Annotated in this window: 26 protein-coding genes and 1 pseudogene; 14 read left to right on the top strand and 13 right to left on the bottom strand. The window is 69.2% G+C overall.

The genetic code is table 11. The annotated features are described in order from the left end of the window. Nucleotides 1-795 precede the first annotated feature (795 nt). Both ACQEU6_RS20240 and ACQEU6_RS20235 read right to left on the bottom strand, forming a co-directional pair. Entirely contained in the window at nt 796-1,551 is a 756-nt protein-coding gene (locus ACQEU6_RS20240) for a hypothetical protein (RefSeq protein WP_499333995.1), read from the bottom strand. Between the two features lie 175 nt (nt 1,552-1,726). Continuing rightward, nucleotides 1,727-1,864, bottom strand: coding sequence for a hypothetical protein (locus ACQEU6_RS20235; RefSeq protein ID WP_499333994.1), 138 nt, complete (start codon nt 1,862-1,864; stop codon nt 1,727-1,729). 409 nt (nt 1,865-2,273) lie between these two features. Here ACQEU6_RS20235 and ACQEU6_RS20230 point away from each other — a divergent pair, with 409 nt between their 5' ends. Then, nucleotides 2,274-3,617 carry an alpha/beta hydrolase family protein gene (locus ACQEU6_RS20230; protein ID WP_499333993.1) on the top strand — a complete coding sequence of 448 codons (1,344 nt, stop codon included), beginning with the start codon at nt 2,274-2,276 and terminating at the stop codon, nt 3,615-3,617. 97 nt (nt 3,618-3,714) lie between these two features. Continuing rightward, complete coding sequence (locus ACQEU6_RS20225) at nt 3,715-4,185, top strand: hypothetical protein (RefSeq protein ID WP_499333991.1); 471 nt, start codon at nt 3,715-3,717, stop codon at nt 4,183-4,185. Nucleotides 4,186-4,251: 66 nt separating this feature from the next. On the opposite strand, the gene ACQEU6_RS20220 is transcribed toward ACQEU6_RS20225, so the two are convergent. Then, nucleotides 4,252-5,799, bottom strand: a complete 1,548-nt coding sequence (locus ACQEU6_RS20220; RefSeq protein ID WP_499333989.1) for a GMC oxidoreductase — start codon at nt 5,797-5,799, stop codon at nt 4,252-4,254. Between the two features lie 205 nt (nt 5,800-6,004). Here ACQEU6_RS20220 and ACQEU6_RS20215 point away from each other — a divergent pair, with 205 nt between their 5' ends. Together ACQEU6_RS20215 and ACQEU6_RS20210 are read left to right on the top strand one after the other, a co-directional pair. Next, a complete protein-coding gene (locus ACQEU6_RS20215) occupies nt 6,005-7,084 on the top strand; it encodes an NAD(P)H-dependent amine dehydrogenase family protein (protein WP_499333988.1) in 1,080 nt (359 codons plus the stop codon). A 13-nt stretch (nt 7,085-7,097) separates the two neighbouring features. Continuing rightward, a complete protein-coding gene (locus tag ACQEU6_RS20210; RefSeq protein ID WP_499333986.1) occupies nt 7,098-7,577 on the top strand; it encodes a carboxymuconolactone decarboxylase family protein in 480 nt (159 codons plus the stop codon). A 452-nt stretch (nt 7,578-8,029) separates the two neighbouring features. Here the strand turns inward: ACQEU6_RS20210 and ACQEU6_RS20205 are convergent, their stop codons facing one another. After that, the gene (locus ACQEU6_RS20205; protein ID WP_499333985.1) at nt 8,030-8,275 is read right to left on the bottom strand and encodes a hypothetical protein; all 246 of its coding nucleotides are present in this window, start codon (nt 8,273-8,275) and stop codon (nt 8,030-8,032) included. A 62-nt stretch (nt 8,276-8,337) separates the two neighbouring features. Between ACQEU6_RS20205 and ACQEU6_RS20200 the strand changes: the two genes are divergently transcribed. Beyond that, entirely contained in the window at nt 8,338-9,459 is a 1,122-nt protein-coding gene (locus ACQEU6_RS20200; RefSeq protein WP_499340271.1) for an MFS transporter, read from the top strand. Here ACQEU6_RS20200 and ACQEU6_RS20195 read toward each other — a convergent pair. Then, nucleotides 9,452-10,726, bottom strand: coding sequence for an MFS transporter (locus ACQEU6_RS20195; RefSeq protein WP_499333983.1), 1,275 nt, complete (start codon nt 10,724-10,726; stop codon nt 9,452-9,454). The genes ACQEU6_RS20200 and ACQEU6_RS20195 overlap by 8 nt on opposite strands. Further along, the gene (locus ACQEU6_RS20190) at nt 10,705-11,877 is read right to left on the bottom strand and encodes a glycosyltransferase family 4 protein (protein ID WP_499333981.1); all 1,173 of its coding nucleotides are present in this window, start codon (nt 11,875-11,877) and stop codon (nt 10,705-10,707) included. Before ACQEU6_RS20190 ends, ACQEU6_RS20195 begins: the two co-directional genes overlap by 22 nt. 413 nt (nt 11,878-12,290) lie before the next feature. Between ACQEU6_RS20190 and ACQEU6_RS20185 the strand changes: the two genes are divergently transcribed. Together ACQEU6_RS20185 and ACQEU6_RS20180 are read left to right on the top strand one after the other, a co-directional pair. Beyond that, nucleotides 12,291-14,159, top strand: a complete 1,869-nt coding sequence (locus tag ACQEU6_RS20185) for a C2 family cysteine protease (protein WP_499333980.1) — start codon at nt 12,291-12,293, stop codon at nt 14,157-14,159. A 2-nt stretch (nt 14,160-14,161) separates the two neighbouring features. Beyond that, nucleotides 14,162-14,422 (top strand): DUF6406 domain-containing protein, encoded by a 261-nt coding sequence (locus ACQEU6_RS20180; protein WP_499333978.1) that lies wholly within the window; start codon nt 14,162-14,164, stop codon nt 14,420-14,422. A 5-nt stretch (nt 14,423-14,427) separates the two neighbouring features. On the opposite strand, the gene ACQEU6_RS20175 is transcribed toward ACQEU6_RS20180, so the two are convergent. Then, a complete protein-coding gene (locus tag ACQEU6_RS20175; RefSeq protein WP_499333977.1) occupies nt 14,428-14,643 on the bottom strand; it encodes a hypothetical protein in 216 nt (71 codons plus the stop codon). After that, complete coding sequence (locus ACQEU6_RS20170) at nt 14,640-14,837, bottom strand: hypothetical protein (protein WP_499333975.1); 198 nt, start codon at nt 14,835-14,837, stop codon at nt 14,640-14,642. The genes ACQEU6_RS20175 and ACQEU6_RS20170 overlap by 4 nt, the downstream gene beginning before the upstream one ends. Before the next feature lie 153 nt (nt 14,838-14,990). Here ACQEU6_RS20170 and ACQEU6_RS20165 point away from each other — a divergent pair, with 153 nt between their 5' ends. The 3 genes from ACQEU6_RS20165 to ACQEU6_RS20155 are packed head-to-tail and all read left to right on the top strand — an operon-like array spanning nt 14,991 to nt 16,224. Then, nucleotides 14,991-15,830, top strand: coding sequence for a helix-turn-helix domain-containing protein (locus ACQEU6_RS20165; protein ID WP_499333973.1), 840 nt, complete (start codon nt 14,991-14,993; stop codon nt 15,828-15,830). Beyond that, nucleotides 15,827-16,021, top strand: coding sequence for a DUF397 domain-containing protein (locus ACQEU6_RS20160; RefSeq protein ID WP_499333972.1), 195 nt, complete (start codon nt 15,827-15,829; stop codon nt 16,019-16,021). The genes ACQEU6_RS20165 and ACQEU6_RS20160 overlap by 4 nt, the downstream gene beginning before the upstream one ends. Beyond that, nucleotides 16,021-16,224: a DUF397 domain-containing protein gene (locus ACQEU6_RS20155; RefSeq protein WP_499333970.1), complete on the top strand. Its 204-nt coding sequence runs from the start codon at nt 16,021-16,023 to the stop codon at nt 16,222-16,224. The genes ACQEU6_RS20160 and ACQEU6_RS20155 overlap by 1 nt, the downstream gene beginning before the upstream one ends. Before the next feature lie 43 nt (nt 16,225-16,267). Here ACQEU6_RS20155 and ACQEU6_RS20150 read toward each other — a convergent pair whose 3' ends face one another. Continuing rightward, nucleotides 16,268-16,927 (bottom strand): DUF3841 domain-containing protein, encoded by a 660-nt coding sequence (locus ACQEU6_RS20150; protein WP_499333969.1) that lies wholly within the window; start codon nt 16,925-16,927, stop codon nt 16,268-16,270. 63 nt (nt 16,928-16,990) lie between these two features. Further along, a complete protein-coding gene (locus ACQEU6_RS20145) occupies nt 16,991-17,359 on the bottom strand; it encodes a hypothetical protein (RefSeq protein ID WP_499333968.1) in 369 nt (122 codons plus the stop codon). A gap of 252 nt (nt 17,360-17,611) precedes the next feature. Between ACQEU6_RS20145 and ACQEU6_RS20140 the strand changes: the two are divergent. Next, nucleotides 17,612-18,484, top strand: a pseudogene (locus tag ACQEU6_RS20140) (IS5 family transposase). 106 nt (nt 18,485-18,590) lie between these two features. On the opposite strand, the gene ACQEU6_RS20135 reads toward ACQEU6_RS20140, so the two are convergent. Continuing rightward, a complete protein-coding gene (locus ACQEU6_RS20135; RefSeq protein WP_499333967.1) occupies nt 18,591-19,184 on the bottom strand; it encodes a hypothetical protein in 594 nt (197 codons plus the stop codon). Between the two features lie 395 nt (nt 19,185-19,579). Then, nucleotides 19,580-20,497 (bottom strand): hypothetical protein, encoded by a 918-nt coding sequence (locus ACQEU6_RS20130; RefSeq protein ID WP_499333965.1) that lies wholly within the window; start codon nt 20,495-20,497, stop codon nt 19,580-19,582. A gap of 44 nt (nt 20,498-20,541) precedes the next feature. Here ACQEU6_RS20130 and ACQEU6_RS20125 point away from each other — a divergent pair, with 44 nt between their 5' ends. After that, entirely contained in the window at nt 20,542-21,378 is an 837-nt protein-coding gene (locus tag ACQEU6_RS20125) for a 2,3,4,5-tetrahydropyridine-2,6-dicarboxylate N-succinyltransferase (protein WP_499333963.1), read from the top strand. On the opposite strand, the gene ACQEU6_RS20120 is transcribed toward ACQEU6_RS20125, so the two are convergent. Next, on the bottom strand, nt 21,368-22,051 hold the full coding sequence (locus ACQEU6_RS20120; protein WP_499340270.1) for a 4'-phosphopantetheinyl transferase family protein: 684 nt from the start codon (nt 22,049-22,051) through the stop codon (nt 21,368-21,370). The genes ACQEU6_RS20125 and ACQEU6_RS20120 overlap by 11 nt on opposite strands. A gap of 33 nt (nt 22,052-22,084) precedes the next feature. Between ACQEU6_RS20120 and dapE the strand changes: the two genes are divergently transcribed. Continuing rightward, nucleotides 22,085-23,161 carry a succinyl-diaminopimelate desuccinylase gene (gene dapE / locus ACQEU6_RS20115; protein ID WP_499333961.1) on the top strand — a complete coding sequence of 359 codons (1,077 nt, stop codon included), beginning with the start codon at nt 22,085-22,087 and terminating at the stop codon, nt 23,159-23,161. Then, nucleotides 23,158-23,958 (top strand): LOG family protein, encoded by an 801-nt coding sequence (locus tag ACQEU6_RS20110; protein WP_499333959.1) that lies wholly within the window; start codon nt 23,158-23,160, stop codon nt 23,956-23,958. Before dapE ends, ACQEU6_RS20110 begins: the two co-directional genes overlap by 4 nt. Nucleotides 23,959-23,997 lie beyond the last annotated feature (39 nt).

Raw genomic sequence — 23,997 nt, 5'->3', positions numbered from 1 at the left:
CTGGACGCTGTAGTACAGCGTGCTGTCGCTTCCTCCGCCCACCCAGGCCATGACCAGCCAGTTGCCGAACGGTGTGACGGCGGGCACGTCGCTGCTGATCCGATCGTTGAGCCCGTTCGGCGGTCCCCAGCCGTCGGCCCCGAGCGAGGACCAGTAGATGTGCTGGTCGTCCTTTCCTCTCCAGTAGAGGTAGAGGACCTCCCGATGGGTCACGAGCATGGGCGGATGGTTCGAGGTGGCCCCAGAGATCGCCGCCGGTCTCGGATTGAACACGTCGTACGAGTGCCAGATCTGTCCACCGTCGCCGACCCATGCCCCCCAAGGCTGGATGCTCGTTCCGGAGGGGCGGGGAGGAGAAGCCAGTGAAACGCCCCACTGAGACCGGATGGTGGGCAGCTCGATCGGTCCGTTGACGGAGTCGTAGAAGCCGACCATCGAGGTGAACACCTTCGTCGGACTTCATGAGGCTGAAGAAGATGCGCCTGTCGGGGAAATCCCGACCTCTCCAGGCCAAGAGCAGATGCTGGGCCATGGGCGTCGCCTTTCGGGGTGGGCGAGGCTGCTGATATGAGTTTCGGGATGCCAGTCGGGGCATACGCAGGCCGGCGAGCGGGTCATGCCGCGCCGGGTATGACCGCAACCGGCACTTGACATGACCTCCTGAAACGCGGATACGCGAAGACGGAGCAGCGCGGTCGCTGAATCCCCGAATCGGCGCGGGGCTCGGCGGTAAAAGTCGAAGGGCCCGGGTGTGCCGGGCCCTTCGGGGGTGAGCGGTCCTGCCGAGGTGCTGCCTCAGCCGGCCGCGGGTGCGTCGTCGCCGGTGTTCGCGGCGACGATCTGCGGCGTCCTCCGGCGGAGGTTCGCGCGGAGGAACAGCCACCCGATGCACAGGGTGGCGATGGCTTCCGCTCCCCCCACCGGGAAGACCCAGGAGGGAAGGGCGGAGAGGTTCCCGAGGACGATCGCGATCGAGGTCGCCGGGATGGCGCAGAAGATCGTCAGCGTCACCGCGAGGTGACCGATCTTGCCGGTCCGGCGTCCCGGGAGGGCCCGGTGCCACGACTCCCAGCCGAAGGGGATCGCCCCCTCGGACAGCAGCTGCTTCATGCGCGGCGCGAGTTCGGACCGGACGTACTGGCCGATCTCGGACACCTTGGTGTCGTTCGCCAGGTAGATCCACCCGAGCGAGAGAACCGCCGGGATCAGACCCAGCAGAACGAGCAGGGAGGCTCCCTGCGTGATGGCGTAGGCCGCACCGGCGACCACCGCGAAGGCGGTGTAGATCAGCGTGTCGCGGTAGCCGATCCGCTTGTGCTGCTCGCTCTTCATCTGGTTGAAATCGGTCGTGAGGACGCCGACATCGGTCTTGGTCGTGTCGTACTGCGTCTTGAGGACGTCGAGCCGGGCCTTGCCGATCTCGAGCTGGAGCTTGATCCGGTCGAGGGGGTCGACCTGGTCGCCGAGGGCGTCGAGCTCTGCGGCGAGGGTGTCGAAGGTGCCCTTGACGCGGGCCAGTTCTTCGATCTGTTCGGCAAAGGTGTTCACCATGGCCTCCGGCCGCTCTGTTTGTAGGGTTTCGGAGTACACCGTCCGGAGAGCTCTCGCCGACGCAAGAGAGGATTTGCCGAATAGCGTTCTGGAATAGTTTTCGGGTGGCGCTGTCGTTCACATCGCGGAGCCGGGCGGCAGGAATTCCCAGGTGGGCGAGGCGAGCGCTATCTGATCATCCGCGCGTTTCGGTATCGCCCGCGCGGAAGGCTTTGGCCGCCTGGGTGTTCTGATGTCCGATCCAGTCGTCGAAGTCCTCGCGGCGGTAGCGGGGATCGGCGGGCATCAGCCGGATCTGGGGCCGCTCGTCCATCCACCAGATCGTGAAGTCGGTGATGGTCCCTTTCGCGGGCCACCGCGCGTCGTCCAGGGGCAGGTGGAGGACGTCGACGAAGCCCCCGACGGGAAGTCCGAGGTCGATTCCGATTCCGATGGCGCCAGGCCGCGGAACCCACACGATCGTCCCTGTCAGGGACTGCCCGAGGTGAAGCCGGGCCCTGAGCCGGGGCCGTGCGGCCGAGCCGGGACGATCGAATTCGTCGCGCCGAGAGTCGGGGTGGCCGGGCTCGTTGATAAAGGACTCCTGGGTGAGGGGTTCGACGGTAGCGCCCCGGCCGCCGTCGAGCGGTGGCGGGGGCGCTGCTCTGCCCCAGCACGCCGGAGGGGAGGCCGGATCTGGTCGTGGCATTTCGCTGACCGACCGGGCGGTATGTAATCGCACCATGCGCCTCCGCCCCCTCGCCGTTCTCTCCGCGCTCGTTCTCGCGGCACTCGTCCCGGCGGGTGCGGCCGGCGCCGACCGCGTGCCGGACGACCAGCCTCTTCCCGGGTACGCCATCGCCAATCCGCCGCTGCCGACCGTCCAGGTGCACGGGAAACCGTCGCGGGTGATGCAGGGCGTCCACCGCCATGCGGCCTACGACATCGAGGTGCCGCCGCAGTGGAACGGCAAGCTGGCGCTCTGGGCGCATGGATACGCAGGCCAGGGGCATGTGCTGACGGTCGAGCCGCCGCGGTACGGCCTGCGGCAACGCCTTCTCGACCAGGGCTACGCGTGGGCCGCGTCCTCCTATTACGACAACGGATACGACGTCCGCGCGGGTGTGCTCGGCACTCGTGACGTGGCCGAACTGTTCGCCCGCGAAGTGGGACGTCCCAAGCAGCGCATCATCACCGGTGTTTCCATGGGCGGGCACATCATCGGACGCTCGCTGGAGCAATTCCCCGGGTATTACGACGGTGCGCTCCCCATGTGCGGGGTGCTCGGCGACAACGAGCTGTTCGACTACTTCCTCGACTACAACCTCGTCGCCCAGGACCTGTCCGGCGTCCGCGAGTACCCGGTCACCGACCGGTACGCGGCGGTGACCGTCCCGAAGATCGAGGCGGCGCTCGGGCTGACCGCGCTGCGGCCGGGCGGGCCGGACACCGCGAACGAGCGCGGGAAGCAGTTCCGCTCGATCGTCATCGACCGGACGGGCGGGACGCGCCCCGGCGCCGTGCCGTCGTTCGCGCTGTGGAAGGACTTCCCGTTCACGCTGGCCGAGCCGTCCGCCCCGGACGCCACCCTCGCCGAGAGTCCGGGGCAGCTGGGGACCAACCTGTTCACCCGGTACGAGCCGAACAGGCCGGTGGACGTGAACAGGACGGTCCAGCGGGTGCGGGCCGGGAACCTGCCGGCGCGGCTGTCGAACCGGCTCTCCCAGGTGCCGCGCGTCAACGGGCGTCCGGACGTCCCGGTCCTGAGCCTGCACGGGCTGGGGGACCTGTTCGTCCCGTTCTCCATGGAGCAGATGTACGCGAGGGACGTCGCACGGAACCACCGGTCGGGGCTGCTCGTCCAGCGGGCCGTGCGCACGACCCAGCACTGCGAGTTCTCGGACGCGGAGGCGGGCACCGCCTGGGACGATCTCGTCCGCTGGGCCGGCGGGGGCCCGCGGCCCGAGGGCGACGTGACCACGCGGCCGTCGGCGGTGGCGCGTCCGGACTACGGCTGCCGGTTCAGCGATCCCGCGGCCTACGCGGCCGGGACGGGGACGCGGCGGCTGTTCCCCGCCTGCCCGTAGTGGCGTTCCTCCTGGTAGGTACGCCGACAGTAGGATGCTCCGCGTGTCGCCGCAATTGCTTGGTTTGTTGGTTGGTTCCAGTTTCGGTACGGCCTTTGTGCTCGCGAACGCGGGGGAGCCCCTACCGGAGGCCGCCGGGATCGCGGTCCGGATCCTGGCGGTGCTGTGCCTGATCGCGGTGGTGGTGACCGGCTTCCGCGGCGACCGGCGCGGGGGGACGGGGCGCGGCGACGCGCGGCCGGCGTGGTTCGGGCCCCGGTTCGGGCTCGTGGTGGCCGCGGAGTTCGCGCTGATCTTCGGCGGGATCGCCGGGCTGAGGGCGCTGGACGCGCCGCAGGAGATCAATGTCGCCTGGATCGCGTTGATCGTCGGCCTGCACTTCGTCGTGCTGGCACGGGTGTGGAAGAGGGGCGCCATCGCGGTGCCGGGGGTGGTGCTGTCCGGTCTCGGCGCGGCCGGAATGATCATGGCGGCGGTGTCGTCCGTGGAGTGGATCCCGTTCGTCAGCGGTGTCCTGTCGGGCGTCGTGCTGCTCGCGGGATCGCTGTACGGCGCGGTGCGGCGGTGAGCCGGTTCCCCGGCCGTCCGTAGGGGGTTCCGGCCACACGCGCCCGTGGCCGGGTCCCGGCGACCGTCACAGGTCGGTGGCGATGATCTTCTCGATGTTCCGCTCGGCGAGGGCGGTGATCGTGACGAACGGGTTCACGCTGGTGTTGCCCGGGATGAGCGAGCCGTCGATGGCGTAGAGGCCGGGGTGCCCGTGCAGCCGGCCGTAGTTGTCGGTGGCCTTGTTCAGGACGGCGCCGCCGAGCGGGTGGTAGGTGAGGTGGTCGCCCCAGATCTTGTAGGTGCCGAAGAGGTCGGTCCGGTAGATCGTCCCCTCCTTGCTGTTGATCTTGTCGAAGATCGACTTGGCCATGTCGATGCTGGACTGCTTCCAGGCGGTCTGCCAGTCGAGGTCGACCCGTCCGGCGGAGGCGTTCCAGGAGAACTCGGCCCGGTGCGGGGTGTTGGTGATCGACAGGTAGAAGGAGGCGTAGGTCTCGATCCCGGTCGGCAGCGGCGCGACCTCGGCGAACGCGCCGCCCGCGTCCCAGTTGTCGATGCCGCCCGTCGGCATGCCCGACTGGAGGCTCCCGGTCGGGTCCCACAGGTGGTTGGCGCGGCCGACCATGACGTTGCCGTTGTCGCCCCAGCCCTTCCCGATCTCGCCGTTGAGGTTGGGCAGCGCGCCGGTCGCCTTGAGCTTGACCAGCAGCTTGCTGGTGCCGACGCTGCCGGCGGCGAAGAACACCCGGCCCGCGGTGACCGTCTTGGTCGCCACGACGGCGCCGGTCGTGTCGATCTGCTCGATGGCGACCGCGTACCCGCCGCCGGACGCGGGGGACACCGACGTCACCCGGTGCTGCGCCGAGATGGCGACCCGGCCCGTCGCCTTGGCCTGCGCCAGGTAGGTCTTCTGGAGCGACTTCTTGCCGTAGTTGTTGCCGTAGAGGATCTCGGCGTCGAGCGCCGACCGCGGCACGGCGCCCGCCGCCTCCTGCTTCATGTAGTTGAAGTCGTAGACGTTCGGGACGTAGACGAACTCGAACCCCGAGCGCTGGGCGTGCTTCCGCCCGACCCGCGCGTACTGGTAGCAGTCGGTGGTGTCGAACCAGGCCCGGTCGATCTCGTTGACGCCCAGCCCGGCGTTGGCCCGCGGGTAGTAGACGTCGTACATCTGGTCGGCGTTCACCGAGGGCAGCACGGCGCTGAAGCGCGACCGCTTCGGCGTGACCGCCATCCCGCCGTTGACGAGGGAGCCGCCGCCGACGCCGCGGCCCTGGTAGACGAGGATGCCGCCGAAGTCCTCGGCGTCCAGGATCCCGGTGTACCTGGGGACGTCCTTGTCGATCGGGAAGCCGAGGAAGTTGCTGAGGGGCTGCTTGGTCCGCGTCCGGAGCCAGTAGGCGCGGTGGTCCGGCGACCGCATGCCCGAGAAGATCTTGCCGTCCGTGCCCGGGGTGTCCCAGGTCATGCCCATCTCGACCATGTGGACGTCGACGCCCGCCTGGGCGAGGCGCAGCGCGGCGACCGAGCCGCCGTACCCGGTGCCGACGACGAGGACGGGGACGCGGGCGCCGTTGGGGATCGGCGCCGGGACCGGGGCCGCGGCGGCGCCGGTCCCGCCGAGCAGCCCCAATCCGACGATAGAACCGGTTCCAACGATGAAACCTCGCCGGGACACGCTAAGGGACGGGGTGGAGTCACGCATGTGACCTCCCTCACTCGTGAGATTAGAACGTGTTCTATATCCAAATATGAGTCACGTCACGAGCTGCCCGGAAGATTCTCGTGTCCACATGTGGACTACCAAGTGCTTGCTTGGCACCTGGTACATTCCGCGCATGATCTCCGTGGTCGTCTGGGGTACCGGCAACATGGGACGGCTGGCCGTCCGCTCCGTCGAGGCGCATCCGGCGCTCCGGCTGACCGGCGTGATCGTCCACGATCCCGCCAAGGTCGGACGGGACGCGGGCGACCTCGCCGGCCTCGGCCGCGAGCTCGGCGTCGCGGCGACCGCCGACGCCGGCGCCGTCCTCGCCGCCCGCCCGCGGGCCGTCGTGTACGCGGCGTCGGGCGACATCCGTCCGGACGACGCGCTCGCCGACGTCCTCCGGGCCGTCCGCGCCGGGGCCGTCGTCGTCACCCCCGCCCTCTACGCCCTCTACGACCAGAGCGGCGCGCCGCCCGGGATGCGCGCGGAGGTGCTGGACGCGATCGCCGAGGGCGGCGGCTCCCTGTTCGCCTCCGGCGTCGACCCCGGATGGGGCAACGACGTCCTGCCGCTGCTGGTCAGCGGCCTCGGCGGCACGATCGACGTCGTCCGCTGCCAGGAGATCTTCGACTACTCCGCCTACGACCAGCCCGACTCCGTCCGCTATCTGGTCGGCATGGGCCAGCCGATGGACTACGAGCCGCCGATGCTCGCCGCGACCGTCCCGACCATGGTGTGGGGCGGCCAGGTCCGGCTGATGGCCCGCGCCCTCGGCGCCGAGCTGGAGGAGATCCGCGAGACCGTGGACCGGCGCCCGCTCGACGCCACGATCACCACCGCGTCCATGGGCGAGTTCGAGAAGGGCACGCAGGGCGCGGTGCGGTTCGAGGTCCAGGGCATCGTGGCGGGCGAGCCGCGCATCGTCGTCGAGCACGTCACGCGCATCCACCCGTCCTGCGCGCAGGACTGGCCCATGCCCCCGGGCGGCGACGGCGCGCACCGGGTGGTCATCGAGGGCGTCCCGCGCATCGAGGTCACCGTCGAGGCCACCGACGAGCACGGCAACCGCGCCGCCGGGGGGAACGCCACCGCCGCCGGGCGGCTGGTGAACGCCATCGACTGGCTCGTGGACGCCGAACCGGGCCTGTACGACGCGCTCGACGTTCCCGTCCGTCCCGCCGTGGGCAGACTCGGCAGGACGGCGTCATGAGAAGGGCGGGCCCGTGAACATCGAGATCCCCGACGGCAAGGACCCGATCCAGTACGTGTGGGGCGAGATGGTGCCGGGCATCGGCCCCGCCGCCTCGAACCTCTCTCTCGCCGTCTACGCGCACACCACCCTCGGGCTCCGCGAGTTCGAGGCCGCCCGGCTGCGCGTCGCCCAGCTCAACGGCTGCCTGTTCTGCCTCGACTGGCGGACGGAGCGCGACGGCGAGAAGGTCGAGGAGGGCTTCGCCGACGCGGTGACCGAGTGGCGCACCACCGGCGCCTTCGACGAGCGCACCCGCCTGGCCGCCGAGTACGCCGAACGCTACGTCCTCGACCACCACGGCCTGGACGAGGAGTTCTGGACCCGGATGTCCGCCTCCTACGCCCAGGCGGAGATCGTGGAGCTGAGCATGTGCATCGGCTCCTGGCTGGCCTTCGGACGCCTGAACCGCGTCCTCGGCCTCGACGCCATGTGCGTCCTGCCCCGTCCCTGACGCGGAGGCGGGCCCGGCGCCACCCCGCGCCGGACCCGGTCTCCGGGACGACCACACAGAACCCCTTCGGACCCGGCCACCAGCGAACCACACCCCTTCCCTGTAGTCAACTATCTCGACCTGTTTAGTTGAGAAAAGATCGCGGCGCCGGGATCGGGGCCTTTGGATGGTCTGCCGGGTGCGGCGCCGGTCCGCAAAGAAGTGCCGGTCCTCTCACGGCCGTGAGAGGACCGGCGAATGTCGTGCCCTACGGGCCGATCACAGCCCGGAGCTTATCGGGCCCACTGGTCCTTGTCGCTGTCCCACTCGGCCGGGGGGGCCTCGGGGGGCGCGGGGCTGGCCCACTTGTCCTTCTCCGAGTCCCACTCTTGGGTGGGAGTGCTTTCTTGTTTTGCGGTCATTTGATTTGTTCCCCTCTATGTATCTTATTTGCCGTTCTTGCGTTGCGTATTCTAGGGCACGAGAAGTCGCCTGTAAAATTGCCGGGCCTGAATGCGAATCAGCCTGCCCGCATCGCGCATCGCGCATCGCGCCGGACGTCGCGGCGTCCATCGCCGGGGCGGGAGGGGGCAGCCGTCGTCCTCGATTCGGGTGAGTTTGTCGGGGTTGGTGACGGCGTAGACGCCGCGGACGCGGTGGCCGTCCGGGGCCAGGCCGAGGACCATGACGGCGAACGGCGCGTCCTCATCGAACAGCACCGCGGACGGGTCGCCGTTGACCCCCTCCGTCCTTCCTCGCGACGGGACGCGGCAAGCTCACCCTGACGCTGCTGTGCGCCATCGCGTTCCTGGACTTCATCGACGCCTCGATCGTCAACGTGGCGCTGCCCGCGATCCGCTCCGACCTGGGCTTCTCCGTCCAGGACCTGCAGTGGGTGCCGTCGGGCTACCTGCTCACCTACGGCGGGTTCATGCTGCTCGGCGGGCGGCTCGCCGACCTGCTCGGACGCCGCCGGATCGTGGTCGCGGGCGCCGCGCTGTTCCTGCTCGTCGAGAGCGACCGGCGCACCGCCAGGCTCGCGGGCTTCGACGCGCTCGGCACCGTCCTCGTCACCGGCGGGATGCTGCTGCTGGTGTTCACCCTGGTCAAGGCCCCGGAGGTCGGCTGGGGCGCGGGCCGCACGATCGGCGGCCTCGCCGGGGCGGCCGCGATCCTGCTGGCGTTCCTGCTCAACGAGCAGCGCAGCCGGAACCCGCTGCTGCCGCTGTCGATCTTCCGGATCCGGGGGCTGGCCGCCGCGGACGTCGCCCAGCTCGTCGCCGTCGCCGGATTCCTGTCGATGTTCTTCTTCCTCAGCCTGTACATGGTGAACGTCCTCGGCTACTCGCCGATGCAGACGGGCTCGGCCTACCTGCCGCTCTGCGCCGGCGTGGGCGTCGCCGCGGGAGCGTCCGCCCCGCTGATCGGACGCGCCGGGACCCGCCCGGTGATGATCGCCGGGCTGCTGCTCGCGGCCGCCGGCACCTTCCTGCTGTCGCGCATCCCGGTGGACGGCCACTACCTCACCGACCTGCTGCCCGGCCTGATGGTCACCTCGTTCGGGCTCGGCTTCACGTTCGTGGCCGTCACCACCGCGGCCAACGCCAACGTGCCGCCGGACAAGGCCGGACTCGCGGCGGCGCTGCTCAACGCGTCCCAGCAGATCGGCGGCGCCCTCGGCCTGGCGATCTTCTCGGCGGTCGCCACCGCCCGCACCGACGCCCTGCTCGCCGACCGCAGGCCCGTGCCCGAGGCCCTCACCGGCGGGTTCTCCCGGGCGCTGCTGGCCGGCTCCCTGTTCCTGGTCGCCGCGGCCGTCGTCGCCCTCCGCGCCGCCAACAGCCGGGGGGAGGCGTCCGCGCCGGAGCCGCGGAAGGAGGCGGGTCCCGTGCCGGTCAGGTAGCGGACGGGCCGTTGCCGCCGGGCACCCTGATCAGGGAGGCCCCGAACAGGACGATCAGCCCGGAGACCGCCAGCGCGAACTGCGACGGGGACAGGTCGAGCGGGGCCGCGCCCGCCTTCCGCAGAAGGTCGGACGCGGCCCCCGCCAGCAGCGCCGCGAGCGCCAGGCCGAACCGCAGGACGGCGTGGAAGGCCGTGAGCGCCAGGTTCCGGTCGACGCCGCTGAGCGCCTCCTGGAAGTAGGTGATGCCGCCCACCAGGGCACTGGTCGCCGCCGCGCCGAACAGCACGGCCCCGACGAACGCCCACGTCACCGACCCCAGCAGGGCCATGAAGGTGATCACCACCCCCTGCACGGCCGTCCCGATCCGGACCTGCGCCGCGAGGTTGCGCACCCTGCGGTGGATGATCAGCAGCCCGACGAGCGCGCCCACCCCGAACAGCACCACCAGCGTCCCGAACTCCAGCGGCCCCGCGGCCAGGACGTTCCGCACGAACACCACGCCCAGCGAGAACAGCGCGCCCAGCCCGAGTGCCACCACCGCCACCCCCGGCAGGACGCCGCGCACCACGGGCAGCCGCAGCGCCGCGAGGAGGCCGCGCGACGTCGCCTCCCTCTCGGCGCGCTCCACCTCCCGCCGCTCGACGGGCCCCGGGCCGAGGTCGGGGATCGAGCGGATGGCGAAGTAGCAGGCCAGGTACGTCAGCGCGTCCAGCCAGAACACCAGCACGTAGCGCAGATGGGTGCCGAGGCCGATGTGCTGCGAGAAGTAGAGGATCAGCCCGAACGCCGCCGCGCCCACCGGGATCATCCCGTACGAGGTCGCCATCGTGATCCCGTTGGCGATCTCCAGCGTGCCGGTGTCGTGCCGGTTCTCCTCATCCTCGATGAGGAACGGGATGGACGCGTCCCGGGCCGGCAGGAAGATCAGGCCCGCCACTTCGATCATGAAGGCCCAGAAGTACACCCACGCGAGCCACGGCACGACCGGCAGCGCCAGCGCCATGCCCGTCTGGACCAGCGTCGACCACATCAGCACGCTCCGCCGCCGCCAGCGCGTCACCACCCGCGCCGCCACCGGCGCGCCCAGCGCCGACGGGAGCAGCCGCAGCACCAGGACGCCGCCGACCGCCGTCGTGGAGTCGCTGAGTTCCAGCACGAAGTACATCAGCGCCAGCGTGCCCATCCAGTCGCCGAAGGAGGACACCGTCTGGCCGATGATGAGCTGCCGGAAGTCGCGCTTGTTCAGCTGCTCCCTGAGTCCCATGCGGGCTCCATCCCCGGTGTGTCGTGCTTCGGCGCGTCGAGGACGGAACCCTTCAGCAGGGCGGCGAGCCGGGCCGCGGCGGCGTCCCAGCTCCAGCGTTCGCACGTCCACCGCCGGCCTGCGGCCCCCATCGCGGCGGCGCGTCCGGGGGAGCCGAGCAGGCCGTGCAGGGCCAGGGCGATCTCGTCCGGGCCGGAGGCGTCGACCAGGACCCCCGTCCGGCCGTCGATCAGGGACTCGGGGCTGCCGCCGGACCGGCCCACCACCACCGGCAGCCCCGACGCGGACGCCTCCAGCACCGACAGGCCCAGCCCCTCGGTCTGGAGCCCCGCCCGGTCGTCACGGCACGGCAGCGAGAACACGTCGGCGGCGGCGTAGTAGCGCGGCAGCTCCGCCGCGGGAACGGGCCCGGTCACCGTGACCGTCCCCGGCGCCTCCCGGTCCGCGATCCCGACGAGCCGGCGCCGCATCGGACCGTCCCCGACGATCACCAGCCGGGCGTCGGGGCGCCGGCGCACCACGTCCGCCCACGCGCGGATCAGCATGTCGTGGCCCTTGCGCCGCACGAGCCGCGCGACGCTGAGCACCACCGGCCCGCCGCCGAGGCCGTGCCGGCGGCGGACCGCCGTCCCGTCCAGCCCCGGCCGGAACCGCACGGTGTCCACGGCCCCGGCGAGCCGCGCCAGCCGCGTCCGGTCGCCGACGGCGTCCCTCAGCTCCGGCAGCGTGGTCGCGCTGAGATGGGTGAGGACATCGAACGACCGCGCCGCGGCCCGGAACGCCGCCCGCGTCGGCGGCGCCCGGAACCACCCCAGCTCCTGCCCGTGCGCGGACCCGACCAGCCACCCCACCCCGGCCGCCCGCACCAGCGGCGCGTACATCCCGAACGGCGCCGCCGCCGTGATCCACGCCGCCTCGACCCGGTGCCGCGCGACGAGCCGCCGCAGCCCCCGGAACAGCAGGTACGCGTGCCGCCGGACGACGGGGAACCCGAGCTCGGCGTCGAACTCCGCCGCCCCCGCCCACGCGGGCCCCACGACGACCAGCCGGTCGGCGGGCAGCCGCCGCACCAGCTCCCACGTGAACGTCTGCACACCGCCGGGCTCCGGTGGAAAGTGCCCGGTCAGCACCAACGTCCGCGGTATCTCCATGCGACCACGATTTCCCGCCCAGCCGCCCCCCAACCAACCCCATGAGCCACCGGCCGATATGCGGCCGCCCAAAGGTAAAAGGAAAGGGCGGCATCCTGAACGTGAACCTCATGACGCGGTAAAGAACCCGCCCGTCGTGCGTGTCGCACGGTCCGCACCCCTGGCACCGCCTTCGAGATCCACCTGGCGGCGTTGTCCGGTCACGGCGGCGATGGCGCTGCGGTGAGGGTGCCCGAGCTTCGGCATCGAAACAGGAATACGACCCACTGATCAACGAAGCGTGCAATCCCTGAGCATTCACGCTTTCATAGATGACGGTGTGACCGGCCGAAGGCCCCGCTCGGCATCGGGCACCCCGGCTCGCATGAGGCGAGGCGAGCCGATGTCGGGGTCATTTCGTGGAAGGGGCGCGTGTGGGCTTGGAGCATCCCGCCAGGACCGATGCCAAAGTCGAGAACACCGACCGGCCCAGGTCGTCCGACAAGCCTCCCGGGCCCCCACCTGACAACCCCGGCGCTCCCGGCTACCCGTCCCGCCGCGAGAGCCTCGCCCGCGCCCGCGAACCCGTCCAGCAAGAGGGCGGGACACAGCAGGCAGCGGTCAAAGACCGCCCCGCCCAGGAGATGGAAGCGCGCGACGACGAGCCCGCCTCCACACAGGCCGACAGCGGCGAAGCGAAGGACGAGTCCGGTCCGGAGGCCCCAGACAGGGAAGAGGACGCGGCCAAGCCGGAGGCGGAAGCAGACGCCTCCGAGCCCGGCGAGGAGTCAGAGCAGGACCAGCGCCCCGAGAGCGCCGGCGAGAAAGCCGAAACACACGACGACCCCGTGTCCTCGAAACGGCAGCACACCTTGCCGACCGACAACCCCGGCTCCCCGCACCAGCCGTCCCGCCGAGAAAGCCACGCCCGCGAACCAGATCAGCAGGACGCCGGGGCGCCGGAGACCGAGTCCACGGACACTGACCCGACCGCAGAGCCTGCCGTCGAGCCTGCCTCGCCCACGTCGGAGAACGGCACCACGAAAACCGAACGTTCGCAGGAGCAGGAGTCGAGTCCTCAGCAGGACCGAGAACCGGGCGCCGATGAGCCGTCGCCCACTTCGGAACCGGGGAACGAGAACACACGCGACATGGCGAAAGCCGTCGCACAGGAGCCCGAGAGCCAACCAGAAGACAAGCCTGGCAACGACCTCAGTGCGGGCCCCACCAGTGCGCCGGACGGCACGGCGGACCTCGATGGCTCGGACGACGCGGCAGACGACCTGGGGAGAAGGATCTCAGGTGAAGAAATCGACGAGGACGCCCTCGAGCGTGGAATATCAGAGCGGCTGAGAAAGCTCGCTGCCAAGCTGGATCGAAGCGACGGCCCCAGGGAGTTGGGAGGGCTGGTCGACCGCCCGGACTTTCAGGACCCCGAAGTAAAGCCTGAGTACGTTCCGGACCGATATGGAACGCCGCTGGATCGCGACGACGGTACTCGGACGCCGCTTTTCAATGGAATGCCCAAGCGTGAACAAGCACAACAGGGAGAACTTGGTGATTGCGGCATAATTGCCACCCTCGGCGCGGTCGCCGCTCACCAGCCAGAGACTCTTCGCACGTGTGTGTCTGAAACCGAAGACGGCAACTATCAGGTACGTCTTCATGAGGCAGAATACTCAGTGTCCAGGCGCCGCTACGAGCCGACCGGCGCTTCGATCACGCTCACCCTCACGCCCGATCTGCCAGTAAACGACGAGGCGCCCGACAAGCCTGCCTTCGCTCCGGTTCTGGCGAACGCGGCCTGGGCTCCGGTGCTTGAGAAGGCGATCGCTGGTACTGATCAGACGTGGAGTGTCAAACGGCAGGCGAGAGTGAATGAGATCTGGAACGCGCGTGGAAATCCTGGAGATGCTCCGACGGGTTATGTGCGCCTGAACCAAGGTAGCGGTCCTGGGGAACGCGCCGAGTTGCTGACGCAGTTGACGGGGCTTCCCGCCAAGTCGGTACAATTTCCGAGTGGTTATGATAACCAGGGGCGCAGTGCTGATCGCCAACTTCATGACGAGATCTTCCGGCAACTCTCTCACGGCAAGCCTGTGCTGGTAGGAACTCGCGACAAGCGCGAAGGTGAATCGAGGCTTTCGAAAGGGCTTCGCGCTAATCACGCCTACGAAGTCACGAAAATAGACGACCAAGGAAGGTTTCATCTGCGCAACCCATGGGGTAGAAAACATCCTGAACCAATGACGATTCAAGAATTCAAACGCGAAGCACGGTCACGCTACACCACCTTGGAGTAACCATGGCGCGCAAGAATGTCGCCCTTCAGGAAGGAGCCCAGGCTCACTTGGAGGACGGGGTGAAGATGGGACTCGTCGACGTGAGCATAGGAGAAGATGGTGACCTTTCGGAGGTGATTCTTTTCGTCAAGGACGGCGGAGAGAGTGAGTTCACTCTCCGTCTTGGAGATACCTTCCCTGTCGGCGAACAAACTTGGAAAGTCGACCGAATCGAAGAGATTGGGAGGAATAGATTGGGTGCGGTTTTCTCTATGGTTGAATAGCGCCCTCAGGTGACGTGCGCCTGTCGCCGGGGTGGTGTCCGCCGGTGCTCTGCGGATCGCATGGCCAGAGCGGTGAGTTGTTGGGCGAGGAGTTCTGGGGACGGCGCTTCGATCAGCCTGTCTTGGGGGCCGGGTATGAACGCCCACCAGGAGCGGGTGTAGATGCCGTACCAGACCTGCAAGCCGGGCATCCAGTAGGTCAGGCCGATGGCCGGGTTCATCGGCTCAGCTCCCCGGCGGACGGCTGCGCGGCCAGCGCTTCGCGAAGGTCCTTCTCGGAGTCGGCGATGACGGTCGCGGGCTGGCTCGAACTCGGATCGCGTCGAACCGCGCCCCAGTACTCGCCCCGCTGGGACACCCACACCATCCAGGCGGGAAAGTCCTGCTCGATCGCGGCCGTTCTCGTGTCTTTCATCGGCTGACCTGCCCCCTCGCGGCCGACCTCGTCGGCGCTCGTCTGATTCTTGGGACAGGTTGCGGTCGGGCGATTACTCTCGGCAACGAAGCTGTTGTAACTGGACGTCCACCCCCCGACGCCCCCGCCAACCGAATGCCGGAGGCCCCCGCCATGGCCGGTGACCAGCAGGACCCAGACGCGCTGCGCGTCTACTTCAGCGAAGAGCTCCGCCGGACGCGCCAGCGCGCGAAGCTGTCCCAGACCCAGCTCGCGAACGCCTTAGGCTGCACCCCGCAGTGGATCTGCCAGTTGGAGAAGGCCGACAAGACCGTCTCCGAGCAGACGGCCTTCGACCTCGACACCTACTTCAAGACCGACGGCTCGGACCAGGACGACGGCCACTTCCACCGCATCTACACCACCATCCGCCGCGCCGGCCGCCACCGCGTCCTCCGCCCCGGTTTCAAGACCTACCTGCAGTACGAGCCCAACGCCATCGGCGTTAGGTGTTTTGCGGCTCAGATCGTGCCGGGCCTTCTCCAGACGGAGGAGTATGCCCGCGCCCTGATGGACCCGAGCGATCCAGAAGACACGCTGAATGCTCGTGTCGCGAGCCGTCTGGATCGACAAGGTGTCTTTACGCGTGACAAGCCCGCGATGACGGCGTTCATCTTGGATGAGTCCGTGCTCCGTCGGCCCGTTGGAGGCGGAGAGGTGATGGTCGACCAGATCGACCACCTCGTCAGCATGTCTCGGTTGGTGCACGTTCAAGTGCTGGTGATGCCGTTCGAGCAGGTCACGCCCGAAGCGCTGTCGGGGGGACTGATATTGCTGACCTTCGCAAGGGAGCCAGAACTCCTCTACATCGAATCTGGGAACATCGGTCACCTGACCGGCGAGCCAGATGACGTCTTCATGGCCGGGGTATATTTCAACAGGATGATGGGTGAGGCCCTGAACCAAGCGGAGTCCATCGAGTTCATGCGCCAAGCCAGGGAGGCCTTCTCGTGAGCACGGAAATATCAGTGGTTGCACTGTGGCGTAAGAGTAGCTACAGCAACGGCATGGGTGGTGAGTGCGTCGAACTTGCTGCTCTGCCTGGGGGCATCTTCGTCCGTGATTCCAAGGATCCGGACGGGCCTCGCCTTGGGCTCACCAAGGAAGCTGCACGCGCTCTGATCAGCCAGGTGCGGGCGAGGTAGTGGTGATTCAGCAGGTTCCGCCGTCGCTCAGGTGGCGGAAGAGCAGCTACAGCGGCGGGTCGGGCGGTGAGTGCGTGGAGATCGCCTCAGTGTCGGGGCTGGTGCTGCTTCGTGACTCCAAGGATTCGGGCGGTCCGGTCCTCAGGCTCAGCCCTGTGGCGGCGCGTGAGCTGATGAGTCGTCTTCGTGAGTGGCCGGGCTGAGTCACGAGCTTGGACGTTCCCAGGTTTGCTGGGGACTCGGCGCTCAGATGATTCGGACCGCTTCCACCACGTCGGTGGTGTGCAGGGCGTGGACGGTGCCCTGCCAGCATTCGGACGGGCCGTAGCCGGCTCGGTCGAGGATGCTCTCCCAGGATGTCTCGATCTCGTTCCGGAGGTCGGTGGGCCAGTTTCGGACCGGGGCGTCGCGTACGCCCGCCGCGCGCAGGCGGGTGTCGAACTCGTCCTGCGCCTCTTCCCAGCGGGCGAACGCGTCGTCCTCCGACTCGCCGGGCAGCCTCGGCATGCCCCGGGCCCTGTTCAGGACCAGGTGCCACTCGTCGAAGTGTGAGAGGAGCACCCGCTCGCGCGGGACCCGGCAGGTGAGCAGCACCTGGCCGCGCGAGCGGCGGCAGTTGTCGACCAGGTGCCTGCGGCGGGTGCGTGCCCAGAACCACAGTGCGCCCTCGCCGCTGGTCGGCAGGCGGGCTGCCATCATGCGGTGGATCCAGTCGTAGGCGTCCGCGAACTCTTTCACCGCCAGGTCCGGGTCCGTCGTCAGCGTGCCCCTCGTGAGCAGGGCCTCGAACGCCTCGGCCGACTGGACGGTGTGGAGCAGCAGCCGGTCCGCGTCGAGGTCGTAGCCCACCCGACCGGCGGGCACGGCCTGCTCGGGTTCGGCGTCGCGAAGTGGCAAGGGGGGCACGCCTTCATCATGACGGTTCGGGCGAGCCCGATCGCCCGGGGCCGTGCTCGTCCGTCACTCATGTCACGCCGAGCAGTAGAGGCCGATGCCAGAATGGGGGGTCCCCATGCGGAGTTCGCCGACGTCCTGCCAGACGTAGAACTTCCAGCCCTTGAAGCCCTGCATGACCTGGATGGTGTAGAAGGCCTTCTTGGTGAGCTCCACGCGGTAGGAGAGCCTCGTCGACCGCTCCGCGCTCACCTCGAATCCGACGCTCGCACTGATTGTCTCGTAGCTCGCGTTGAGGCTACTGGTGATCTTGTTCGAGACCTTCTCCTCGCCGGAGTACTCCAGGACGGAATGCGGGTCCTCGCCCGTGACGCGCCAGGGGTGGCGGTTGGGCTTGACGTACGTAATGCCGATGAACGCGCCCTTCTTGACCTTGGTGTTCATCGCGCAGGGCTGGCCGGCCTGCTTGCCGGCCGACTCCTTCGTTGTGGCCGCGACGCGCTCGACGGAGGGACTGTCGTCGGGGGGCCACCGCGGCCAGACCACCCGCGACCAACGCCGCCCCGACGATTCCCCCTGCCAGTCCTGCTGCTTTCTTCGTTCCGCGGTGTCCCTTCTCGAACTGCTCTGAGAGAACTGTGCGACTTCCTGCGAGTCGCATATGCGGAACGTTATTCGTGGCGTAGCTGGCTCCCTGTGGGTCGGGGTGATCTGACGCCGCGCAGTGGGCGGTGCTGGAGCGATTGTTGCCGGTGGGGACGAAGGCGGGAAGGCCGCCGAAGTGGACGAAACGGCAGCTTATCGATGGGATCCGGTGGCGGACTCGGACCGGTGCGCCGTGGCGGGATGTGCCGGATCGGTATGGGCGGTGGCAGACGGTGTATGGGTTGTTCCGCCGCTGGCAGCGGGCTGGAACCTGGGCGCGCATTTTGACCGATCTGCAGGCACGAGCCGATGCCGAGGGCCTGATCACCTGGGATGTCTCGGTCGACTCGGCCGTCGCTCGCGCGCACCAGCATGCCGCTGGCGCGCGTAAAAAGGGATGAGCAGAAGGAGCCGCCGGGCGGGGTGCGCCGCGAGCCAGACGATCACGGGCTCGGGCGGTCGCGCGGTGGGCTGGCCGCTAAGCCGCGCCTGGCCGTCGAGCACGGGCAAAAGCCGCTGTCGCTGGTAGTCACCGCTGGGCAGCGGGGTGACTCGCCGCAGTTCCAGGCGGTGCTGGAGGGTATCCGGGTGCCCCGTGTGGGTGGTGGCCGGCCGCGTACCCGCCCCGTCCGGGTCCGGGCCGATGAGGCCTACTGTTCACGTGCGAATCGTGACTACCTGCGGCGACGTGGCATCAAGTGAACCATCCCGGAGAAGAAGGACCAGGCCGCCCACCGGATCAAGCGCGGCTCACGCGGCGGCCGGCCACCAAAATTCGACAAGATCGACTACCGCGAGCGGCACGCTGTGGAGTGTGGCATCAACCGGCTCAAGCGTCGGCGTGCCGTGGCCACCAGGTACGACAAGCTCGCTGTCCGCTACGAGGCCACCGTCCGCGTCGCCGCCATCAACGAATGGCTATGACCACGTTAAACGGTTTTCAGCGCCCGCTCTGGAAATCCTCGCTGGGGATGGTGTTCGAGTGCGCCCTGATGGCCACCGCGCGCAAGCCGCAGATCAGCACGGCCGCTCAACTGTTCCAGGCGGCAGCCGTCGACCAGCGCATGCCGGCGGTCATGTGTTCCAGGTAGCCCGGATCTTTCACCGTTACCACGATGTCCGCGTAAGCCCGCTTGTCGAAGGGGCGGGTTCTCATTAGCACCACCGTCCGGTATTCGGTCAACTCGGCGGCACCCTCCCATCCGGCGAATCTCTCGCGTTCTCCCGGCTCCCAGGGATCATCTGGGTCGTTAAACGCCGCGACCTCACTCCAGAGCGGCACGTTGTGGATGGGGCCGACACCGTAGGAGGTGACGATGTCAGCAGCTCGCCGGGTGAAGTTCTTGCGGTCATACAGCTCCTGGAACTCATTGCCCAGCCGCATACCCGCCACGATCTCCTTGCCACGTTCCTCAGAGAGGGGATACCGGTCCCGACGGGATGGTATGCCGCCGCCGTCGGACAGGTACCCGTTCGTCAAATGAAACCAGGCGTCCGTCAGCAGGGCCAGAGGAAAGGAGTCCTCCTGCGGGATGACCGGAATGTCGGAGTTGATCATGTGCACTCTTCCGCGAAGGGTCGAGCCTTCAATGGCGTCGATGGTCACAGTGAAGAGGTCGGTCATGAGACGGCACTCGCTTGTCGTCGGAAGTGGCGACCAGGACGATCACCACAGTCCGAGATGATAGACGCCTCCACCGTCATCTGCCGCTTCAGAAGGCACCCCGGCTTCTTGCCCACCGGCAGCGTCCCAACACCGCCCACTACGGCAGTCAGATCACCAAGATCTCTGCCCAAGATCGTCCCAGAAGCGGATCACCAATGTGATCCACTTCTGAAACACGCCCTAGCTAGGGCCGACGCGCCGGCTTCCCGGGCCCCAAACCCTCGGTCGATTTCGTGTGCCCGCCGGTTCGGCAGAGCAGATCGAGGATGTGGGGAACGTGGGCGAAAAGACACATCTGCGTGCCGGGAAACGGAGCCGCCACGTCAGCCGTCACTGATGGGGCGCATCTTTCGTTACTGGACGATGACGGTGTTCTGGGCGGCCTGCTCGTCCTCGGTCCAGCCGTCGTGACCGGCGTTGGACTGCCAGTGCCTGCCCGCGTAGCGGACCTCGGTGAGGCCGTAGGCCTGGGCGTGGGTGACGGCCCAGCTCGCCACCGCCCAGCCTGAGCGGGGGTTGGTGACCTGGACCGCGTTCCAGGATTTCGGGTCGGACGGGGAGTCCGCCTTGAGGGGGCCCGGGCCGCCGACCTTCAGGCGGCTGCCGAAGGCGCGGCGCATCTCCAGGAGGGCCTCGGGGCGGCGGGACGTCGCCTTCTTGTCGGGCGGGTACCAGCAGCGGGCCGTGGCGGGCTCGCGGCCGGTGAAGGCCGTCGCGAGGAGCCTGCCGTCGGGCTCGTGCTGGGCGTAGGCGCTGCCGTCGGCGCTGCGCTGGACCTTCTGCGCGGCGTCGTGCAGGTCGCGGTCGAGGTAGTCCTTCACCTTGACGAGCGCGTCGAAGAACTTGCTGGTGGACTGGACGGGGTCGCGGAGCTTGTCCGGCGTGCCCCAGCCCTGGGAGGGGCGCTGCTGGAACATGCCGACCGAGTCGCGGTCGCCGTTCGGCAGGTTGTGGATGTGCGACTCCTGGATCGCGGTCGCGTAGGCGATCACCACGGCGCGTTCGGGGAGCTGCTTGCGGAACGCGACGGCGGCGATGGTGGAGGCGTTCGCGCCCTGCTCCAGGTCGAGCGGCATCTTGCCGAGGCCCGTGCGCACCTCGCAGCCGGTCCCGTGCAGATACGGGCGCGCCCGCTGGAAGGCCACGTAGGCGCCGACGCCCACCAGCAGCACGACGACGCACAGGATCCCGGCCCAGCGGACGCCGCGCCGGCGGCGCCCGCCGCTCGCCCCCTCCTCGGGGCGCGCCTTCAACCTCGCCCAAACAGCCACGCGAAGACAGTACTGGGAGATGGCCACCAGTAAGCTCAGGAGGCATGACCGAAACGTTCACCAGCCCGATCTCCGGCGGCATCGACGAGTTGTGGGAGCGGCGCGCCGAGCTGACGCCCGACGACGCCGACGCGCGCGCGGCCATCGTGGCCGCCGTCGACCAGCTCGACGCCGGGGAGGCGCGCGTCGCCCGGATCGACCCCGCGACCGACGAGGTGGTCGTCGACGAGCGGGCCAAGCGGGCGATCCTGCTGAGCTTCAAGGTCCTCGGCATGGCGCGCTCGCAGGTGGGCGACTTCCGGTACCACGACCGCATCCCGCTGAAGACGCGCCTGGACGGCGTGCGCGTGGTGCCGGGCGCCATCGCGCGGTGGGGCGCCCACCTGGCGCCGGGCGTGGTGCTGATGCCGTCGTTCACCAACATCGGCGCCTACGTCGACTCCGGGACGATGGTCGACACGTGGGCCACCGTGGGGTCGTGCGCGCAGGTCGGCAAGAACGTCCACCTGTCGGGCGGCGTCGGCATCGGCGGCGTGCTGGAGCCCCCGAACGCCAAGCCGGTGGTGATCGAGGACGAGGCGATGATCGGCAGCCGGTCCATGATCGTCGAGGGGGCGCGGGTGGGGCGCGGCGCCGTCGTCGGGTCGGGGACGAACCTGTCGGCGTCCATGCCGGTCATCGACGTCGAGACCGGCGAGGAGATCAGCCGCGGGCGCATCCCCGACTGGTGCGTCGCGGTGGGCGGCACCCGCTACAAGGAGTTCAAGGGCGGCACGTTCGGGCTCCCGGCGGTGCTGATCCTCAAGCGGCTGGAGGAGGGGCAGCGCCACGACAAGGCGTCCCTCAACGACATCCTCCGCGACCACGGCATCAACACCTGAGCGGGAACTCGGTGAGCTTGAGGGGGCGGCCCGTGAGGACGGCGGCCGAGGCGGCGTAGCCGGGGCCCGCGTCCAGGTCGGCGAGGCGGACGGGGGAGACGGCCGCCTCGCCCTCCCAGGCGACGACCTCCGGGGGCTCGTCGGGGGCGGAGACGTGGATGGCGGTCATCGGGGCGGACAGGCCGTGGCCGGTGGCCTTCAGGAGGGCCTCCTTGCGGCTCCAGTAGGCGTGGAAGCCGCGTTTCCGGTCGGTCATGGTTCTCAGGGCCTCCGTTTCGGCGGGGGTGAGGACCATCCGGGAGAGGCTGTCGACGTCGCGGTCGCTCTCCTGCTCCACGTCCGCGCCGACCTCGGCGCCCTCGACCAGGACGAGCAGGACGCGGTCCCCCGAGTGGGAGAGCGAGAAGTCCAGCCCGCTGCCGGGCAGGCGCGGCTTGCCGTGCGCGTCGCCGCACAGGAGGCAGTCGGTGGTGAAGCGCAGGTCGCGCGCCGGGCGGCCGGTGGCCTCGGCGAGGACCGTGCGCGCGAGGAACCGCCCGGTGACGAACCGGGCCTTGTCCTCGGGGCGCATGAACCGCGCGTAGCGGACGCGCTCGCCCTCGTCCAGGAGGTCGCGCATCCGGGGGTCGTCGGCGGGACGCGCCCAATGGACGGCGCACTCCAGTACGGGCATCTCCACGAACGCGATGATAGATAACCTTCGACCATGGGGCTTGATCTGCACTCGGACGTCGCGGACCTGACGGCGGCGGTCGTCGACATCGAGTCGGTGAGCGGCGGGGAGGAATCCCTGGCCGGAGCCGTCGAGGAGGCGCTGCGCGCGCTGCCGCACCTGGCGGTGGAGCGCGTCGGCAACAACGTCGTCGCGCGCACCGATCTCGGACGCCCGGAACGGGTCGTCCTGGCGGGGCATCTCGACACGGTGCCGCTGAACGGCAACCTCCCGTCCCGCGTGGAGGGCGACCGGCTCTACGGCTGCGGCACCACCGACATGAAGAGCGGCGTGGCGGTCGCGCTGCGGCTCGCCGCGACCGTCGAGGCGCCCAACCGCGACGTCACCTACGTGTTCTACGACTGCGAGGAGGTCGAGGCCGCGCGCAACGGGCTGCGGCACCTCGCGGAGTCGCGGCCCGACCTGCTCGCGGGCGACTTCGCCGTGCTGATGGAGCCGACCGGCGGGCAGATCGAGGGCGGCTGCCAGGGCACGATGCGCGTCGAGGTCGCCGCGGCGGGGGAGCGGGCGCACAGCGCGCGCGCATGGATGGGGTCCAACGCGATCCACTCGGCGGGGGCGATCCTGGACGTCCTGCGCGCCTACGCGCCGGCCCGCCCGGTCGTGGACGGGCTGGAGTACCACGAGGGCCTGAACGCGGTGTTCATCTCGGGCGGCGTCGCCGGGAACGTCATCCCGGACGAATGCGTTGTCACCGTGAATTATCGGTTCGCGCCCGACAAGTCCCTGGCCGACGCGGAGGCGTACCTCCGGGAAACCTTCGCCGGCTTCCAGGTGACGGTCACCGACGGCGCGCCCGCCGCCCGCCCGGGGCTGAACCACCCGGCCGCGGCCGCGTTCGCCGCGGTGGGCGGCGCCGAGGTCCGCGCGAAGCTCGGCTGGACGGACGTCGCCCGGTTCGCCGAGCTCGGCGTCCCGGCCGTCAACTACGGCCCCGGCGAGCCCACCCTCGCGCACACGCGGGACGAGTACGTCGAGATCCCCCTCATCGCCGAGTGCGAGCAACGTATGCGCACGTGGTTGGAGGGGCCCATTACCGTGGCCTCATGACAATGGAAGTGAATTCCCGCTCGCGCCGGCAGGGCCCGGCCATGCTGCGGGGGCGGGCCGTCCCCCCGACGACGACCGACCAGCGCCTCCTGGACGGTCGCGGCCCCGTCGACTGGGTGCACGCCGACCCGTGGCGGGTGCTGCGGATCCAGGCGGAGTTCGTCGAGGGCTTCGGCCTCCTCGCCGAGCTGCCGAAGGCCGTCAGCGTCTTCGGCAGCGCCCGCACCAAGCCGGACTCCCCGGAGTACGAGCTCGCCGTCGACATCGGCGCCCGGCTGCACGAGGCCGGCTACGCCGTGATCACCGGCGGCGGCCCGGGGATCATGGAGGCGGCCAACAAGGGCTGCGACGAGAGCGGCGGCCTGTCGGTCGGCCTCGGCATCGAGCTGCCGTTCGAGCAGAAGCTGAACGACCATCTCGACATCGGCCTGGAGTTCCGGTACTTCTTCGTCCGCAAGACGATGTTCGTGAAGTACTCGCAGGCCTTCGTCGTCCTTCCGGGCGGCTTCGGGACGCTGGACGAGCTGTTCGAGGCGATCACCCTCGTCCAGACCAAGAAGATCACCCGCTTCCCGATCGTGCTGGTCGGCACGCGGTTCTGGGGCGGGCTGCTCGACTGGGTCAAGGAGTCGATGCTGACCTCCGGCAAGATCTCGCCGCAGGACATCGACCTGATCCACCTCACCGACGACCCGGACGAGGTCGTCAAGATCATCATCGAGGGCCACACCCGGGCCGAGCAGGAGATCATCGAGTCCCGCGCCGCCGCCGAGGCCGCGGAGACCGCCGGGGAGTAGCCCCCGCGGACCTGCATGATCAGACCGATCATGCAGGTC

The sequence above is a fragment of the Spirillospora sp. CA-108201 genome, from assembly GCF_050936235.1.
GTDB lineage: Bacteria > Actinomycetota > Actinomycetes > Streptosporangiales > Streptosporangiaceae > Spirillospora.
The sequence above is the reverse complement of the archived record's forward strand: the minus strand, read 5'-3'. Positions and strand labels throughout refer to the sequence as shown.

Coding starts and splice junctions, on each gene's coding strand:
- ACQEU6_RS20230 (WP_499333993.1), top strand. CDS start 2,274: ATGCGCCTCCGCCCCCTCGCCGTTCTCTCCGCGCTCGTTCTCGCGGCA.
- ACQEU6_RS20145 (WP_499333968.1), bottom strand. CDS start 17,359: ATGAACACCAAGGTCAAGAAGGGCGCGTTCATCGGCATTACGTACGTC.
- ACQEU6_RS20190 (WP_499333981.1), bottom strand. CDS start 11,877: ATGGAGATACCGCGGACGTTGGTGCTGACCGGGCACTTTCCACCGGAG.
- ACQEU6_RS20240 (WP_499333995.1), bottom strand. CDS start 1,551: ATGGTGAACACCTTTGCCGAACAGATCGAAGAACTGGCCCGCGTCAAG.
- ACQEU6_RS20170 (WP_499333975.1), bottom strand. CDS start 14,837: ATGAAAGACACGAGAACGGCCGCGATCGAGCAGGACTTTCCCGCCTGG.
- ACQEU6_RS20175 (WP_499333977.1), bottom strand. CDS start 14,643: ATGAACCCGGCCATCGGCCTGACCTACTGGATGCCCGGCTTGCAGGTC.
- dapE (WP_499333961.1), top strand. CDS start 22,085: ATGGGGCTTGATCTGCACTCGGACGTCGCGGACCTGACGGCGGCGGTC.
- ACQEU6_RS20125 (WP_499333963.1), top strand. CDS start 20,542: ATGACCGAAACGTTCACCAGCCCGATCTCCGGCGGCATCGACGAGTTG.
- ACQEU6_RS20215 (WP_499333988.1), top strand. CDS start 6,005: ATGATCTCCGTGGTCGTCTGGGGTACCGGCAACATGGGACGGCTGGCC.
- ACQEU6_RS20110 (WP_499333959.1), top strand. CDS start 23,158: ATGACAATGGAAGTGAATTCCCGCTCGCGCCGGCAGGGCCCGGCCATG.
- ACQEU6_RS20135 (WP_499333967.1), bottom strand. CDS start 19,184: ATGACCGACCTCTTCACTGTGACCATCGACGCCATTGAAGGCTCGACC.
- ACQEU6_RS20165 (WP_499333973.1), top strand. CDS start 14,991: ATGGCCGGTGACCAGCAGGACCCAGACGCGCTGCGCGTCTACTTCAGC.
- ACQEU6_RS20195 (WP_499333983.1), bottom strand. CDS start 10,726: ATGGGACTCAGGGAGCAGCTGAACAAGCGCGACTTCCGGCAGCTCATC.
- ACQEU6_RS20235 (WP_499333994.1), bottom strand. CDS start 1,864: ATGGACGAGCGGCCCCAGATCCGGCTGATGCCCGCCGATCCCCGCTAC.
- ACQEU6_RS20180 (WP_499333978.1), top strand. CDS start 14,162: ATGGCGCGCAAGAATGTCGCCCTTCAGGAAGGAGCCCAGGCTCACTTG.
- ACQEU6_RS20120 (WP_499340270.1), bottom strand. CDS start 22,051: ATGCCCGTACTGGAGTGCGCCGTCCATTGGGCGCGTCCCGCCGACGAC.